Genomic DNA, 14,136 nt, shown 5'->3' with positions numbered 1-14,136 from the left:
GTCGACAACGACCCGATCGTCAAGGCGCACGGCGACGCGCTGCTCAGCCGCTCCGGCTCCACCAGCATCGTCCTCGCCGACCTCCGTCAACCCGCAGTCCGAGCCGCTGGAGCTGCGCGAAGATCTTCAGCCGCAGGGAGTAGAGGACCCGTTCGCCGGTACGGCCGGTCATCCGGGTCTCGCCGATCTGGGCCGCCCACTGGGCGAGCACCGCGAACAGCCCCAGCAGCGCGGCCTCCCAGACCGCGCCGAGCGCCATCCGGGAGACGCCCTGGTCGATGCCGTGCCGGATCAGCACCGGGAGGAGCAGGCCCAGACCGGCGTCCGCGGCGACCAGTGCGAGGCTGACGAGGAGCGGTGCGCCGAAGCCGCGCAGCAGGCGGCGCAGGCCGTAGGAGTCCTCGGGGCGGACGGCGCCGGACTCGTCGATGTCGGGGGTGTCGGTCGCCGGGGGCAACGCGTCCACCTGGGCCAGCAGTTCGGGGGTGGCGGGGGTGCCGGCGAGGGCGAGGTCCCGGGGCGTGCGGTCGCCGGTCCACAGGCGCGGGGTCACGCCGCGCTCGGCGTCGAACTCGGCGTCCAGCTCCTCCCGTACGGACGTGTCCTCGGCCGGTCCCGCGGGCAGGGCGTGGCCCGGGGAGACCCCGCCCAGCTCGTCGGGGTCGGTGAGCAGCCTGCGGTAGAGGGCGGAGCGTTTCTGCAGCTCCTCGTCGGTGCCGATGTCGGCGAGCCGGCCGCCGTCGAGGACGGCGATGCGGTCGGCGAGGTTGAGGGTGGAGCGGCGGTGCGCGATGAGGAGGGTCGTGCGGCCCCGCATCACGTGGGTGAGCGCCTCGTGGATCTCGTGCTCCACCCGGGCGTCGACGGCCGAGGTGGCGTCGTCGAGGACGAGCAGCCGCGGGTCGGTGAGGATGGCGCGGGCGAGGGCGACCCGCTGGCGCTGGCCGCCGGAGAGGGTGAGGCCCTGCTCGCCGACCTTGGTGTCGTAGCCGTCGGGCAGTTCGGCGATGAAGCGGTCGGCCTGGGCGGCGCGGGCGGCTTCGCGGATCTCCTCGTCGGTCGCGTCCGGACGGCCGTACGCGATGTTGTTGCGGACCGTGTCCGAGAAGAGGAACGAGTCCTCCGGGACCAGTCCGATCGCGGACCTGAGCGAGTCGAGGGTCAGCTCGCGCACGTCGTGGCCACCGACCAGGACGGCGCCGTGGGTGACGTCGTAGAAGCGCGGCAGCAGGAGGGAGACGGTGGACTTGCCGGAGCCCGAGGAGCCGACGACGGCGAGGGTCTCGCCCGGGCGGATCTCGAAGCTCAGCCCCCGCAGGACGGGGCGCTCGTCGTCGTACCCGAAGGAGACGTCGTCGAACTCGACGGTCGCGGGCGCGTCGGCGGGGAGGGCCTTGGTGCCCTCCTTCAGCGTCGGCTCGGTGTCGATCAGCTCAAGCACCCGTTCGGTGCCGGCCCGGGCCTGCTGGCCGACGGTGAGGACCACCGCGAGCATCCGGACCGGGCCGACCAGCTGGGCGAGGTAGGAGGAGAACGCCACGAAGGTGCCGAGGGTGATGTGGCCGCGGACCGCGAGCCAACCGCCGAGTGCCAGCATGGCGACCTGGCCGAGGGCCGGGACGGCCTGGAGCGCCGGGGTGAACCTGCTGTTCAGCCGTATCGTCCGCAGCCGCCCGGCGAAGAGCCTGCGCCCGACCTCGCGGAGCTTGCCGGTCTCCTGCTCCTCCTGCCCGAAGCCCTTCACCACCCGCACGCCGCTCACGGCGCCGTCGACCACGCCGGCGACGGCGGCGGCCTGGGCCTGGGCGTACCAGGTGGCGGGGTGCAGCTTGCTGCGGCTGCGCTTGGCGATCCAGTACAGGGCCGGGGCGACGGCGAGGGCGACGAGGGTGAGCGGCGGTGACAGCCAGGCCATGATCCCGAGGGAGATCAGGAAGAGGAGGACGTTGCCGATGGTCATCGGCAGCATGAAGAGGAGGCCCTGGATCAGCTGGAGGTCGCTGGTGGCCCGGCCGACGACCTGGCCCGTGGACAGCTCGTCCTGGCGCCGCCCGTCGAGCCGGGTGAGGGTGTCGTACATCTCCGTGCGCAGGTCGTGCTGGACGTCGAGGGCGAGCCGGCCGCCGTAGTAGCGGCGGACGTAGGTGGCCGCGTAGACGAGGACGGCGGCCCCGACGAGCGCGCCCGCCCAGGGCCCCATCGACCGGCTGTGGGCACCGATCACGTCGTCGATGATCACCTTGGTGATGAGCGGTACGACCGCCAGCACGGCCATTCCGGCCAGCGAGGACCCGAGCGCGAGTACGACGTCCCGCGGGTGCCGCCAGGCGTATCCCGCCAGCCTGTGCGCCCAGCCACCCTGCTGCCGCTCCCCCTGTTGCGCTGCCACGCGGTGCCCTCCGTTCGCCCTGCTCTTCCGCAAGCCTCAACGCACCCGGAAGCGGATTTCATCCCTCCGCAACAAACCGGCCTGCCACACCCTCCGCACGGCGGGCGGAGGCCGCTGCCAGTACCTCGGTGAGGAAGCGGCGCACCGTCTCCAGTTCGTCGGGCTCGAACCCCTCCGCGGCCGCCACCACCTCGCCGATCACCGGCCCGAAGAAGGCCCACCCGAGTTCCACGGCCCTCTCCTCCGCCTCCAGGAGCACGCGGCGCCGGTCGGCGGTGTCCCTGCTGCGCCGGACCAGCCCGAGCCGCTCCAGCCGGTCCACCAGGGCGGTGGTCCCCGCGGAGTTCAGGCGCAGCTGCCCGCCGAGCCACCCGGGTGTGGCACGGGTACCGGTGCGCGCCGCGTCCAGCAGGTGGATCAGCGCCCGCACATCGGTGGGGTGCAGCCCGTGCCCCGCGGCGAACTCGGCGCCGAGCAGGTCGAACTCGACGGTGACCGCACGGAGCAGGTGGACCAGTCGCATCGCCGGACTCCGGTCGTCCATGCACACCTCTCGGTTCCCTCGCCGCGTTCCCGTTAATATCTCGCTCGACGAGATTATCGCTCGGCGAGAGGAATACCGGTGCCCTCTTTCGACCGCGTCTACGAAGAGCTCCGCGCCCGCTGGCCCGAGTCCACCGAGGAGCGCGACGTCGCCACGCCGTACGGGCGCACCCGGATCCATGTGTACGGCCCGGCGGACGGCGCCCCGCTGGTGCTGCTGCCGGGAGGCTCCGCCACCGGCCTGGTCTGGTTCGCCAACGCGCCGGCCCTCGGCGAGCGGTACCGGGTCCACGCGGTCGACCTGCTGGGCGACGCCGGCCGCACCGAACGCCACGGCGCCGCGCTGCGGACCGCCGACGACCTCACGGCCTGGCTGGACGCGGTGCTGGACGGACTCGGACTCGCCCGCACCCGGCTGTGCGGGCACTCGTACGGGGCCTTGCTGGCCGTCCGGTACGCGCTGCGCGCGCCTCAGCGGGTCGACCGCCTCGCGCTCGTCGACCCGACCCAGGTCTTCGCCGGATTCCGTCCCGGCTACCTGCTGCGCGCGCTGCCCACCCTGATCCGCCCGACGGAGGCCCGCGCCCGGGCCTTCCTGGCCTGGGAGACGGCGGGCTGCCGCCCGGACGAGACCTGGCAGCGCCTGTACGCGCTGGCCACCACCGTTCCCGGCCGCACGTTCGTCGCGGGCAGCCGTCCCCGGACCGCCGGCCTCGACATGCCGGTACTGGTCCTGCTCGCCGAGCACAGCCGCGCCCACCACGCCCGCAAGGTCGCCGAAAGGGCCCGCCGGGCACTCCCGCGGGGCGAGGTCGTACTGCTCCCCGAGGCCACCCACCACTCCCTGCCCCTCACCGCACCGCAGCAGCTGAACGACCGTCTGACGGACTTCCTGGGGCGACCGTTCGGGGTGGCGGTCGCGGAAACCGGCGGCCCGACCGGATAACGGAACGTCAAAGCCACCCGCTCTCGTACAACCTTTCGTGCGAATACCTGCGTCAGAGGGGGCATGACTCACCGGATATCCAGACGTGCCAGAGCGCTGGCGGCGGTGGCCGGCGGGGCCGCGCTCACCGTGGGCATGGCCGCCGCGCCCGCCTCGGCCGCGGCGCCCGCGGTCAGTTGTACGTCCGCGAAGGCTGCCCTCGCCACGAAGTTGAAGACGGACATCACCGCGGCCGTCGCGAACCGCAGGGGGACGGTCGCCGTCGGGCTCTACGACCGGTCCACGAAGACGACCTGCACGCTCCGCTCCACCACGCACTACGACTCGGCCAGCACGGTCAAGGTCACCGTCCTCGCCACGCTGCTGTGGGACGCGAAGAAGCACAACCGGTACCTGACGACCACCGAGCAGACGCTCGCCAAGGCCATGATCACCAAGTCGGACAACGACGCGACCAGCAAACTGTGGAAGCAGCTGGGCCTGACGAAGATCAAGGGCTTCCTCGGCGCCGCCGGCATGACGCAGACGACCCCGGGCGCGAACAACTACTGGGGCCTGACCCAGATCGACGTGCGCGACGAGCAGAAGCTGCTCGCCCTCGTCACCGCCAAGAACAGTGTGCTCAGCGACAACGCGCGGGCCTACATCCTGAAGCTGATGGGGCAGGTCATCTCGTCCCAGCGGTGGGGCACCCCCTACGGCGCTCCCTCCGGTGTCTCCGTGCACGTCAAGAACGGCTGGTTGCAGCGCTCGACGCACGGCTGGCGGGTGCACAGCCTCGGCACGTTCACGGGTGGCGGGCACGACTACCAGATGACCGTGCTGACGCAGGACAACAGCACGATGTCCTACGGCATCGACACGATCCAGGCCGTCGCGAAGGTGATCCACAGGGACCTCAAGGCGTCCTGAGGCTCCGCAGGGCCCCTCCGGCCGGAAATCGGCCTTCCTTCATGAGGCGGCCCCCGGCCCGTCACCGGTGCGTCCTACGGTGACCGCCATGCGCCTGCGAACCCTACTCGCCACCGTCACCGCCGGCCTGGCGGCGGCCACCTCCCTGTCCGCCGCCGGGCCCGCCACGGCCACGCCCGCCAACCCCGCTGCGGGCAGGGCCTGTTCGCCCTCGGTCGCCATCGACGGCTTCTCCGACGCCCTCGACAAGACGACCTTCGGCGGCTATTTCGTCGGCAACCTCTCCGCGCTCGCCGTGGACGAGGACGGCTCCCTGGCCGCCCTCGCCGACCGCTCCTACCTCTTCGACCTGGACGCGAGGACGCTCGCGCCGAAGAAGGCCGTGCCGCTCGCCGACGAGAACGGCGCCGCGCTGGACTCCGAGGGCCTGGTGGTGGACCGGGACGGCACCCGGCTGATCACCTCCGAGACCGAGCCGTCCGTCCGCCGCTACTCGGCGGACGGCAGGATCCTGGACCGCCTCCCGGTGCCGTCGTCCCTGCTGGTGTCCCCCGCCGGGCGGGCCACCGCCAACCAGACCTTCGAGGGCCTGACCCTGCTGAACGGAGGCCGCACCCTGCTGGCGTCCATGGAGGACGCGCTCTCCGGCGACACCCCGGGAACCGTCCGCTTCCAGACCTGGCAGCGCACGAAGGGCGGCCATTTCCGGCTGTCGGCCCAGTACGCCTACCGCACCGACGACCCGGCCCTCGGCGTCCCCGAGGTGCAGGCACTGCCCGACGGCCGGCTGCTGGTCCTGGAGCGCGGGTTCACCACCGGCGTCGACAACACCGTCCGCCTCTTCCTGGCCGATCCGCGGCACGCCACGGACACCGGCGGCATCCAGAACCTGACCGGGCAGGCGGGCGTCCGCCTGATCAGGAAGACCCTGCTCACGGACCTCGCGAGCTGCCCGTCCCTGGGCGCCACGGCCAAGCAGCCGCAGCCCAACCCGCTCCTCGACAACATCGAGGGCATGGCCGTCACCGGCCGCGCGAAGGGCGCGTACCAGGTCCTCCTGGTCAGCGACGACAACCAGAACGCGGCCCAGACGACGCGGTTCTACCGGCTGTCGGTCCGGGTGCGCTGACCCGGAGGGCGCCCCCGCGGAGGGCGGCCCGCACCGGCCGCTCTCTTACCGACATCTCATCCGTCCACAGCCCGCACCAAGGATCGGCACAGCCCCCGCCCATCGGCCGCCCGCATGGTGGGATGGTGACATCTGCCACCGATCCCGTCCCCCACTCGCCCGTGTCCCCCGACTGGGGGCCGCCCACGGCGACCGCCACGGCACCCCCGACGGCCACCCCCGCGGCCTCCCTGCCGGACAGGGCACCGCGCTGGTCGCTGCCCGCGTTGCTCGCGATCCTGGTCCTGGCTGCGGTGCTCTACTGCTGGAACCTCTCCGGTTCCGACATGAACACCTTCTACAGCGGCGCCGTCTGGGCCGGTACGAAGAGCTGGAAGGCCTGGTTCTTCGGTTCCCTGGACCCGGGCAACTTCCTGACCGTCGACAAACCACCGCTCGCCACCATGGTGATGGGCCTGTCGAGCCGGATCTTCGGCTTCGGCACGTGGCAGATGATGGCGCCGATGATCCTGCTGGCGCTCGCCACGATCCACATCCTGCACACCACCGTGAAGCGGGTGTGGGGCCACGGCGCGGCGACCGTCGCCGCACTGGTGCTGGCGCTGACCCCGATCACCGTCGCCATCAACCGCGACAACAACCCCGACACCCTGCTGGTCTTCCTCATGGTGTCGGGCGCGGCGCTCGCGTTCCGCGCCACCCGCGACGAGAGGCTGCTGCCGCTGCTCGGCGCGGCGGCGTGCTTCGGCCTCGCCTTCAACACCAAGCTCCTCGCGGGCTGGATCGCGCTCCCCGCCGTCTTCGCGCTCTACCTGTACGCGTCGAAGGCCCCCTGGGTGAAGCGGGCCGTCAACCTGGCGCTCGCCGCGGTCGTCCTGGCCGTCTCCAGCTTCTGGTGGGCGGTCGCCGTCTCCCTGGTCCCGGCCTCCGACCGGCCGTACATCGGCGGCTCCACGGACGGCTCCGCCTGGGACCTGATCATGGGGTACGACGGTCTCGGCCGCGTCTTCGGCGGCGAGGGCAACGGCGGGGGCGGGGGTGGCGGAGGCGGCGGCTTCTCCGGTTCCGCGGGCCTCGGCCGGATGTTCAACGACATCCTCGGCGGCCAGATCTCCTGGCTGCTCCCCTTCTCGGCCGTCGCGCTCGTCGCCGGTCTGGTGCTGTGCGGGCGCGCCCCGCGCACCGATCTCAGGCGGATGGCGCTGGTCCTGTGGGGCGGCTGGACCCTCCTGCACTACGTGATCTTCGCGACCGCGCAGGGCACCATGCACCCCTACTACACGACCGCGCTCGCCCCCGGCATCGCGGTGCTGTGCGCGGGCGGCGGCGTGATGATGCTGGACGCGTTCCGCACCGACAAGCGGTGGGTGTGGGTGCTGCCCGTCGCCTTCGGCGTCACCGGTATCTGGGCGATCGTGCTGCTGCGCCGGGCCTCCGGCTGGAACACCTGGCTGTGGCCGGCGGTCGGCGTGCTGACGGCGGCCGGCATCGTGGGCATGATCCTCTTCCGGTCCGGCAACAGGGCACGGCTGCTCGCGGCCTCGCTGGCGGCGGCCGCGGTCGCGGCGCTGGCCGGCCCGACGGCGTACGCGGCGACCCTGCCGTTCGGCAGCGGCACCGGCGGGGGCATGCGCGGCGGTACGAACCCGACCGCGGGTCCCTCCACGGGCAGCGGCTTCGGCGGTCCCGGCGGGGGCGGCGGCAACCGGGGCGGCCGCTTCCCGGGCGGCGGCGAGCTGCCGGGCGGTACGCAGCAGGGCGGCGGGAACAACCAGGCCGGCGGTGAGAGGGGCGGAGGCTTCCCGGGCGGCGGCAACGGGCAGATGACGCCCGGCGGCGGTACCGGTGAACTCCCGAGCGGCGGTACCGGCAACGGCCGGATGCCCGGCGGAACGGGCGGCACCGTTCGCTCCGGCGAGCTGCCCGGTGGCGGTACCGGTACCGGCGGCACCCGCGGCGGCTTCGGCGGCGGCATGGGCGGCGGCGCCGACAGCGAGCTGATCGCCTACCTGAAGAAGCACATGGACGGTGCCACCTGGCTGCTGGCCGTCTCCAACTCGCAGTCCGCGGCGCAGATCGAGCTGAGCGCGCGGGAGCCGGTGATCTCCATGTGGGGCTTCACCGGGTCCGACAAGGCGATGACGGTCGCCAAGCTGGAGGAGCTCGTGAAGGCGGGCAAGCTGCACTACATCCAGGTCGGCTCCGGCGGCATGGGCATGGGCGGCGACAACACGCTCAGCTCCGCGGTGACCTCGTGGGTGGAGAAGCACGGCACCGCGGTGAAGGAGAGCGCGTACAGCAAGAGCACGAGCTCCTCTGCGAAGACGTCCACGCGCAGCAGCACGTCGACGCTCTACCGGCTGGACCCGTCGGACGTCGGCTGACACACCGGCACAAGAGGCCCCCGACCGCACGGTCGGGGGCCTCTTTTTACGTCCCGTTCACCTACCGGTTCTCATGTCCATGTCACCCTGCTTCTCGCCGCCTCATCAACCCGCGTAGATGGGAAACTCTTTATGCTGGCGACACACATCCGGCGCTGGAAGTCGGTGGCGCTGACGACCGCCGCCGTCCTGGTGGGCCTGACCGCCCCGGCGCTGACGGCGACCCCGGCCGCCGCCACCACGACCGCGTACGACTCGACGTACTACAAGAACGCGATCGGCAAGACGGGGACGAGCCTCAAGTCGTCCCTGCACACGATCATCAGCGCGAACGTCACCAAGCTGTCGTACTCGGCCCTGTGGGACGCCCTGAAGAACACCGACCAGGACCCGAACAACAGCGGCAACGTGATCCTGCTGTATTCGGGCATCTCGCGCAGCAAGACCCTCAACGGCGGTGACAGCGGCGACTGGAACCGCGAGCACGTCTGGGCGATCTCGCACGGCGACCTGACCACGTCCACCGGTCCCGGCACGGACCTGCACCACATCCGTCCCGAGGACGTGGCGGTCAACGGCAAGCGCGGCAACCTCGACTTCGACGAGGGCGGCTCCACCTTCACCAACAGCGGCGGCAGCAAGGTCGACTCGGACTCGTTCGAGCCGCGCGACGCCGTCAAGGGCGACGTGGCCCGGATGATCCTCTACATGGCCGTCCGCTACGAGGGCGACGACGGCTTCGCGAACCTGGAGCCCGACGACAAGGTCAACAACGGCTCCAACCCGTACATCGGCAAGCTCTCGGTCCTGAAGCAGTGGAACGACGAGGACCCGCCGGACTCCTTCGAGGAGAACCGCAACAACGTCATCTACACCACCTACCAGCACAACCGGAACCCGTTCATCGACCACCCGGAGTGGGTGGACGCGATCTGGTAGGCGCGCGGGTCCCGGTCGTACTAGTTACCTCACACAGGTGAAGTCGATCTTGGGGTCGGGCGTGTCCCGGTGAGCGCCCAGGAGCATGGAGGGTGTCCCGGCGGTTCTGCCGGGGCGTCCCCAACTCCCCCTTCCGGAGAGCCCCGTGAAGCTGCGCACCTGGTCCCTCGCCGCCGTCCTCGCACTGACCGCCCTGGTGCTTCCCGCAGCACCCGCGTCCGCCCACGCGGCCGCCGCGCCGTCCTGCCCCGACGGCTCGGTCTGCTTCTGGAGCGGTGAGGGCTTCGGTGGCGACTACTGGGAGTGGACGTCGCGCAGCGGCTACCGCGACATGCCACCGAACCTCCACGACAACGTCGGTTCCTTCGTCGCCGCCACCCGCGCCTGCTTCGTCAACTGGGACCCCCAGGAGAAGCGCGACGTCTACAACGGCGACTGGCGCTCCCAGTACGGCGGCGACTTCGGCGGCCGCATCGACGGGGTGGGACCGGGGGCCTGCTGAATCAGGACAGTTGGAGCTCGGGCAGGTCGAGGTCGGGCAGCGAGAAGCGGGCCGCGATCGCCCGCGCGATCCGTATGTCGCGGTCGCCGTCGTAGTCCGCGTGCGGCTGTGGGACGGGGTCTCGAAGCTGACAACCGCCCTAGCCGAGATGTGTCGGTGCGAACATCCGCAGCAGGGCAGGGAGTACGACCACGGACGGGCCCGGTTCCGAGAGGGCCTTGGCCAGGTCCGCCGCCAGGGTCTCCGGGCTGGTCCGGGTGCCGGGGACGCCGAAGGACTCCGCGAGGGCCACGTAGTCGGGGCGGGTCAGTTCCGTCGCCGTGGGCTCGCCGAAGGCGTCGGTCATGTACTCGCGGAGGATGCCGTAGCCGCCGTCGTCGACGATGAGCCAGGTGACCGGGAGGCCGTACTGCCTGGCCGTCGCCAGTTCGGCGATGGAGTAGAGGGCGCCGCCGTCGCCGGAGACCGCCAGCACCGGGCGGGTCGGGTCGGCGGCGGCCGCGCCGAGGGCCGCCGGGAAGCCGTAGCCGAGACCGCCGGCGCCCTGCGCCGAGTGCATCAGGTTCGGGGCCTCGGCGTCGAACGCCGACCACGCCCAGTACGCCAGGATCGTCATGTCCCAGAAGGACGGGGACCCGGCGGGCAGGGCCTGGCGGACCGACGCCAGCACGTCCTGTTCCAGGGTGAGTTCCTGCACGGCGATGCGTTCCGAGACGCGGGAGAGCAGGTCTCGTACCCGGTCCGGGGCCGACGGGTCCTCGCGCGGGGTCACCGTCTCCAGCAGCGCCTGGAGTGCGAGGCGCGCGTCCGCGTGGATGCCGAGGGCCGGGTGGTTGGACTCCAGTTTGCCGAGGTCCGCCTCGATCTGGATCACCCGGCCGCGCGGCTTGAACGTGTGGTAGTTGGAGGAGAGTTCGCCCAGGCCCGAGCCGACCACGAGGAGGACGTCGGCGTCCTCCAGGAAGTCCGTGGTGTACCGGTCCTCCAGCCAGGACTGGAGGGAGAGCGGGTGGTGCCAGGGGAACGCGCCCTTGCCGCCGTAGGTGGTGACGACCGGGGCGTTCAGCGTCTCGGCCAGCTGCCGCAGCTTCCCCGCGGCGTCCGACCGTACGACCCCGCCGCCCGCGATGATCGCGGGGCGCGCGGCGCGCGAGAGCAGGTCCGCGGCCACGGCGGTCAGTTCGGGGCGCGGCGGGAGTTCCTCCGGGGTCGCGTCGACCGCGGTCACCACCGGGACGGACGTCTCGGCGAGGAGGACGTCCTGCGGGATCTCCACCCACACCGGGCCGTGCGGCACCGTCAGCGCGGACTGCCAGGCCGCGGCGATCGCGGAGGGGATCTGCGACGGGGTGCGGACCGTGTGCACCGACTTCACCACGCCCCGGAACGAGGCCGACTGGTCCGGGAGTTCGTGCAGGTAGCCGTGGCGGCCGCCGCCGAGGCCCGCGGTGGGGATCTGGCTGCTGATCGCGAGGACCGGCGCGGAGGCGGCGGCCGCCTCGTGCAGCGCGGCGAGCGAGGTCAGCGCGCCGGGGCCGGTGGAGAGCAGCAGCGGGGCCGCCTCGCCGGTGATCCTGCCGTACGCGTCCGCCGCGAAGCCCGCGTTGTTCTCCACCCGCAGGCCGACATAGCGCAGGGAGGAGCGGCGCAGGGCGTCGAACATGCCGAGGGCGTGCTGGCCGGGCAGGCCGAAGACGGTGGTCGCGCCGAGCCCGGCCAGGGTCTCCACGACCAGGTCCCCGCCGTTGCGGCCGGCGGGCGGGTTCAGGGCTGCGGCCGTCTGCGCATCGGTCGGGCGGAGCACCAGGTCGTGGTCGTGGGTCACTTGGAGCGTGCCTCGGCAATCTGTCGGGTCATGATCGTGGTCAGTTCGTACGCGGTGTGCGAGGCCGCCACCGACGTGATCTCCGCGTGGTCGTACGCGGGGGCCACCTCGACGACGTCCGCCGACACCAGGTTGCAGGAGGAGAGTCCGCGCAGGATCTCCAGCAGCTCCCTGGAGGTCATACCACCGGCCTCGGGCGTGCCGGTGCCCGGGGCGTGGGCCGGGTCGAGGCAGTCGATGTCGATCGAGATGTACAGGGGGCGGTCGCCGACGCGCTGCCGCAACTGGTCGGCCACCTCGTCGGCGCCCCGGCGGTAGACGTCCGCCGAGGTGACGATGCCGAAGCCCATCTTCTCGTCGTCGGTGAGGTCCTGTTTGCCGTAGAGGGGGCCGCGGGTGCCGACGTGCGAGAGGGCGGAGGTGTCGAGGATGCCCTCCTCCACCGCGCGCCGGAACGGGGTGCCGTGGGTGTACTCGGCGCCGAAGTAGGTGTCCCAGGTGTCGAGGTGGGCGTCGAAGTGGAGCAGCGCGACCGGGCCGTGCTTCTTCGCGACCGACCGGAGCAGCGGCAGGGCGATGGTGTGGTCGCCGCCCAGTGTCATCAGCCGGGCGCCGGTGCCGAGCAGTTCGTCGGCGGCCGCCTCGATGGTCTCGACGGCCTCGTGGATGTCGAACGGGTTCACCGCGACGTCCCCGCCGTCCGCCACCTGCGCCAGCGCGAAGGGGGAGGCGTCCTGCGCCGGGTTGTACGGGCGCAGCAGCCGGGACGCCTCGCGGATGGCGTTGCCGCCGAAGCGGGCACCCGGCCGGTAGGAGACACCGGAGTCGAAGGGCACGCCCACCACCGCCACGTCCGCGCGGCCCACCTCGTCGAGGCGGGGCAGCCGGGCGAAGGTGGCGGGACCGGCGTACCGGGGGACGCGGGAGGAGTCGACGGGGCCGCGGGGCGTCTCGTTGCCGCTCATGGCGTGCTGCCTTCTTTCCTGCGCTTCGTCGCGCATGTACCGCTATGCACTGCTTCTGTTTCGACCTTACCGGTGGGCCGGGACCGGTTCGGACACGGGTTCGGGAGCACCCCGGCCGGCGAGCCGCTCGCGCCAGTTCGCCAGCACGGCCTCGTCGGTCGGCCTGGTCGCCAGGGAGACGGCGACGTAGGCAATGAGGGAGGAGAGGAGGCCGTAGTAGACGGGCTCGTTGGCGAGGATGCCGTACCCGGCCATCAGGCCGATCACCGCGAGGCCGCCGACGACCACGGCGGCGAGGGCACCCTGGACGGTGCCGCGCTTCCACAGCAGCCCGCCGAGGATGGGCACGAGCAGACCGCCGACGAGCAGGTTGTACGCCACGGTGAGCGCCTCCACCACGTTGTCGAGCGCGATGGCCGTGCCGATCACACCGAGCCCCATGACCAGGATGAAGACCCGGTTGCCGCGCACCTCGTCGTGGTCGCCGGACCGCGCCTTCCCGCGCAGTCGCGACCAGATGTCGTTGTTGGCCACGGTGGCACAGGCGATCAGCGCGCCGGACGAGGTCGACATCACCGCGGCGAGCGCCGCGGCCAGCACCAGCCCTCGCACACCGACGGGGAGTTCGTCCTTGACGATGGTGGCGAAGGCGTCGTCCGGGCTGCCCAGCTTCGGGTACAGCACCTTGGCCGCCGTCCCGATGACCGCCCCGGCGAGGGCGTAGACCAGGCAGTACGTGCCCGCGACCGTGCCGCCCCACCGCGCCGTCGTGTCGCTGCGCGCCGTGAACACCCGCTGCCAGATGTCCTGCCCGATGAGCATGCCGAACGTGTAGATCAGCACATAGGTGAAGATCGTCTCGCCGCCGATGCCCAGCGGGTCGAAGTACGACGTCGGCAGCTTCGCCCTCATCTCCGAGAAGCCGCCCGCCTTCACCACCGCGATGGGCAGCAGGAGCAGCAGCACGCCGATCGTCTTCACCACGAACTGGACCATGTCCGTCAGCGTGATCGACCACATCCCGCCGAGCGTCGAGTAGGCGACCACGATCGAGCCGCCGATGACGATCGCGACGGTCCGGTTCATGTCGAAGAGGACGTCGAAGATCGTGGCGTAGGCGATGGTCGAGGTGACGGCGAGCATGAGCGTGTACGCCCACATGACCACCCCGGAGATGACGCCGGCCCGGCCGCCGTACCGCAGGTCCAGCATCTCGGAGACGGTGTACACCTTGAGGCGGGCGATCCGGGCCGAGAAGAAGACCGAGAGGGCGAGCAGACCCAGGCCGATGGTGAAGACCATCCAGGCCCCGGACAGCCCGTACCGGTAGCCCAGCCCGACCCCGCCGATGGTGGACGCGCCACCGAGGACGATCGCCGCCATGGTGCCGGAGTACATGGCGGGCCCGAGCCGGCGCCCGGCCACCAGGAACTCGCTCTTGGACCTGGCGCGGCGCATGCCCCACCAGCCCATGGCCAGCATCCCGGCGAGATAGAGCACGATCACTGTGTAGTCGACGGCCACGGGACCTCCCTCGAATCGTGTGCACGGAGTCGGACGACGTGCAACGACACTAGGTGGCCGGAAAGCGACTGCGAAGTG

The 14,136-nt window shown here is 71.7% G+C and carries 10 protein-coding genes and 2 pseudogenes; 7 read left to right on the top strand and 5 right to left on the bottom strand.

The genetic code is table 11. The features are described 5' to 3' along the window. Positions 1-93, top strand: a pseudogene (locus ABZ646_RS11475) (SAM-dependent methyltransferase); the annotation flags it as partial. A gap of 1 nt (position 94) precedes the next feature. On the opposite strand, the pseudogene ABZ646_RS11470 reads toward ABZ646_RS11475, so the two are convergent. Together ABZ646_RS11470 and ABZ646_RS11465 are read right to left on the bottom strand one after the other, a co-directional pair. Next, positions 95-2,389: pseudogene (locus ABZ646_RS11470) on the bottom strand (ABC transporter transmembrane domain-containing protein); the annotation flags it as partial. Between the two features lie 58 nt (positions 2,390-2,447). Then, the gene (locus ABZ646_RS11465) at positions 2,448-2,933 is read right to left on the bottom strand and encodes a MarR family transcriptional regulator (RefSeq protein WP_360516154.1); all 486 of its coding nucleotides are present in this window, start codon (positions 2,931-2,933) and stop codon (positions 2,448-2,450) included. 78 nt (positions 2,934-3,011) lie between these two features. Between ABZ646_RS11465 and ABZ646_RS11460 the strand changes: the two genes are divergently transcribed. The 6 genes from ABZ646_RS11460 to ABZ646_RS11435 all read left to right on the top strand — a co-directional run bounded on the left by ABZ646_RS11460 (position 3,012) and on the right by ABZ646_RS11435 (position 9,744). Further along, positions 3,012-3,878, top strand: coding sequence for an alpha/beta fold hydrolase (locus tag ABZ646_RS11460; RefSeq protein WP_360516151.1), 867 nt, complete (start codon positions 3,012-3,014; stop codon positions 3,876-3,878). Between the two features lie 63 nt (positions 3,879-3,941). Then, a complete protein-coding gene (locus ABZ646_RS11455) occupies positions 3,942-4,790 on the top strand; it encodes a serine hydrolase (RefSeq protein WP_360516148.1) in 849 nt (282 codons plus the stop codon). Between the two features lie 88 nt (positions 4,791-4,878). Next, the gene (locus ABZ646_RS11450) at positions 4,879-5,919 is read left to right on the top strand and encodes an esterase-like activity of phytase family protein (protein ID WP_360516145.1); all 1,041 of its coding nucleotides are present in this window, start codon (positions 4,879-4,881) and stop codon (positions 5,917-5,919) included. A gap of 125 nt (positions 5,920-6,044) precedes the next feature. Continuing rightward, the gene (locus ABZ646_RS11445) at positions 6,045-8,303 is read left to right on the top strand and encodes a glycosyltransferase family 39 protein (protein ID WP_360516160.1); all 2,259 of its coding nucleotides are present in this window, start codon (positions 6,045-6,047) and stop codon (positions 8,301-8,303) included. A 132-nt stretch (positions 8,304-8,435) separates the two neighbouring features. Next, the gene (locus tag ABZ646_RS11440) at positions 8,436-9,242 is read left to right on the top strand and encodes an endonuclease (protein WP_360516142.1); all 807 of its coding nucleotides are present in this window, start codon (positions 8,436-8,438) and stop codon (positions 9,240-9,242) included. 145 nt (positions 9,243-9,387) lie between these two features. Next, on the top strand, positions 9,388-9,744 hold the full coding sequence (locus tag ABZ646_RS11435) for a peptidase inhibitor family I36 protein (protein ID WP_360516139.1): 357 nt from the start codon (positions 9,388-9,390) through the stop codon (positions 9,742-9,744). 139 nt (positions 9,745-9,883) lie between these two features. Here the strand turns inward: ABZ646_RS11435 and ABZ646_RS11430 are convergent, their stop codons facing one another. The 3 genes from ABZ646_RS11430 to ABZ646_RS11420 form a co-directional block, all read right to left on the bottom strand. Further along, positions 9,884-11,569, bottom strand: a complete 1,686-nt coding sequence (locus ABZ646_RS11430; protein ID WP_360516136.1) for a thiamine pyrophosphate-binding protein — start codon at positions 11,567-11,569, stop codon at positions 9,884-9,886. Continuing rightward, entirely contained in the window at positions 11,566-12,534 is a 969-nt protein-coding gene (gene speB / locus ABZ646_RS11425; protein WP_360516133.1) for an agmatinase, read from the bottom strand. The genes ABZ646_RS11430 and speB overlap by 4 nt, the downstream gene beginning before the upstream one ends. 66 nt (positions 12,535-12,600) lie before the next feature. Next, positions 12,601-14,058, bottom strand: a complete 1,458-nt coding sequence (locus ABZ646_RS11420) for a sodium:solute symporter (RefSeq protein WP_360516130.1) — start codon at positions 14,056-14,058, stop codon at positions 12,601-12,603. Between the last annotated feature and the right edge of the window lie 78 nt (positions 14,059-14,136).

The organism is Streptomyces sp. NPDC007162 (assembly GCF_040634175.1).
Lineage (GTDB): Bacteria > Actinomycetota > Actinomycetes > Streptomycetales > Streptomycetaceae > Streptomyces.
This window is presented reverse-complemented; position numbering and strand designations above follow the sequence as displayed.

Coding starts and splice junctions, on each gene's coding strand:
- ABZ646_RS11465 (WP_360516154.1), bottom strand. CDS start 2,933: ATGGACGACCGGAGTCCGGCGATGCGACTGGTCCACCTGCTCCGTGCG.
- ABZ646_RS11455 (WP_360516148.1), top strand. CDS start 3,942: ATGACTCACCGGATATCCAGACGTGCCAGAGCGCTGGCGGCGGTGGCC.
- ABZ646_RS11450 (WP_360516145.1), top strand. CDS start 4,879: ATGCGCCTGCGAACCCTACTCGCCACCGTCACCGCCGGCCTGGCGGCG.
- ABZ646_RS11440 (WP_360516142.1), top strand. CDS start 8,436: ATGCTGGCGACACACATCCGGCGCTGGAAGTCGGTGGCGCTGACGACC.
- speB (WP_360516133.1), bottom strand. CDS start 12,534: ATGAGCGGCAACGAGACGCCCCGCGGCCCCGTCGACTCCTCCCGCGTC.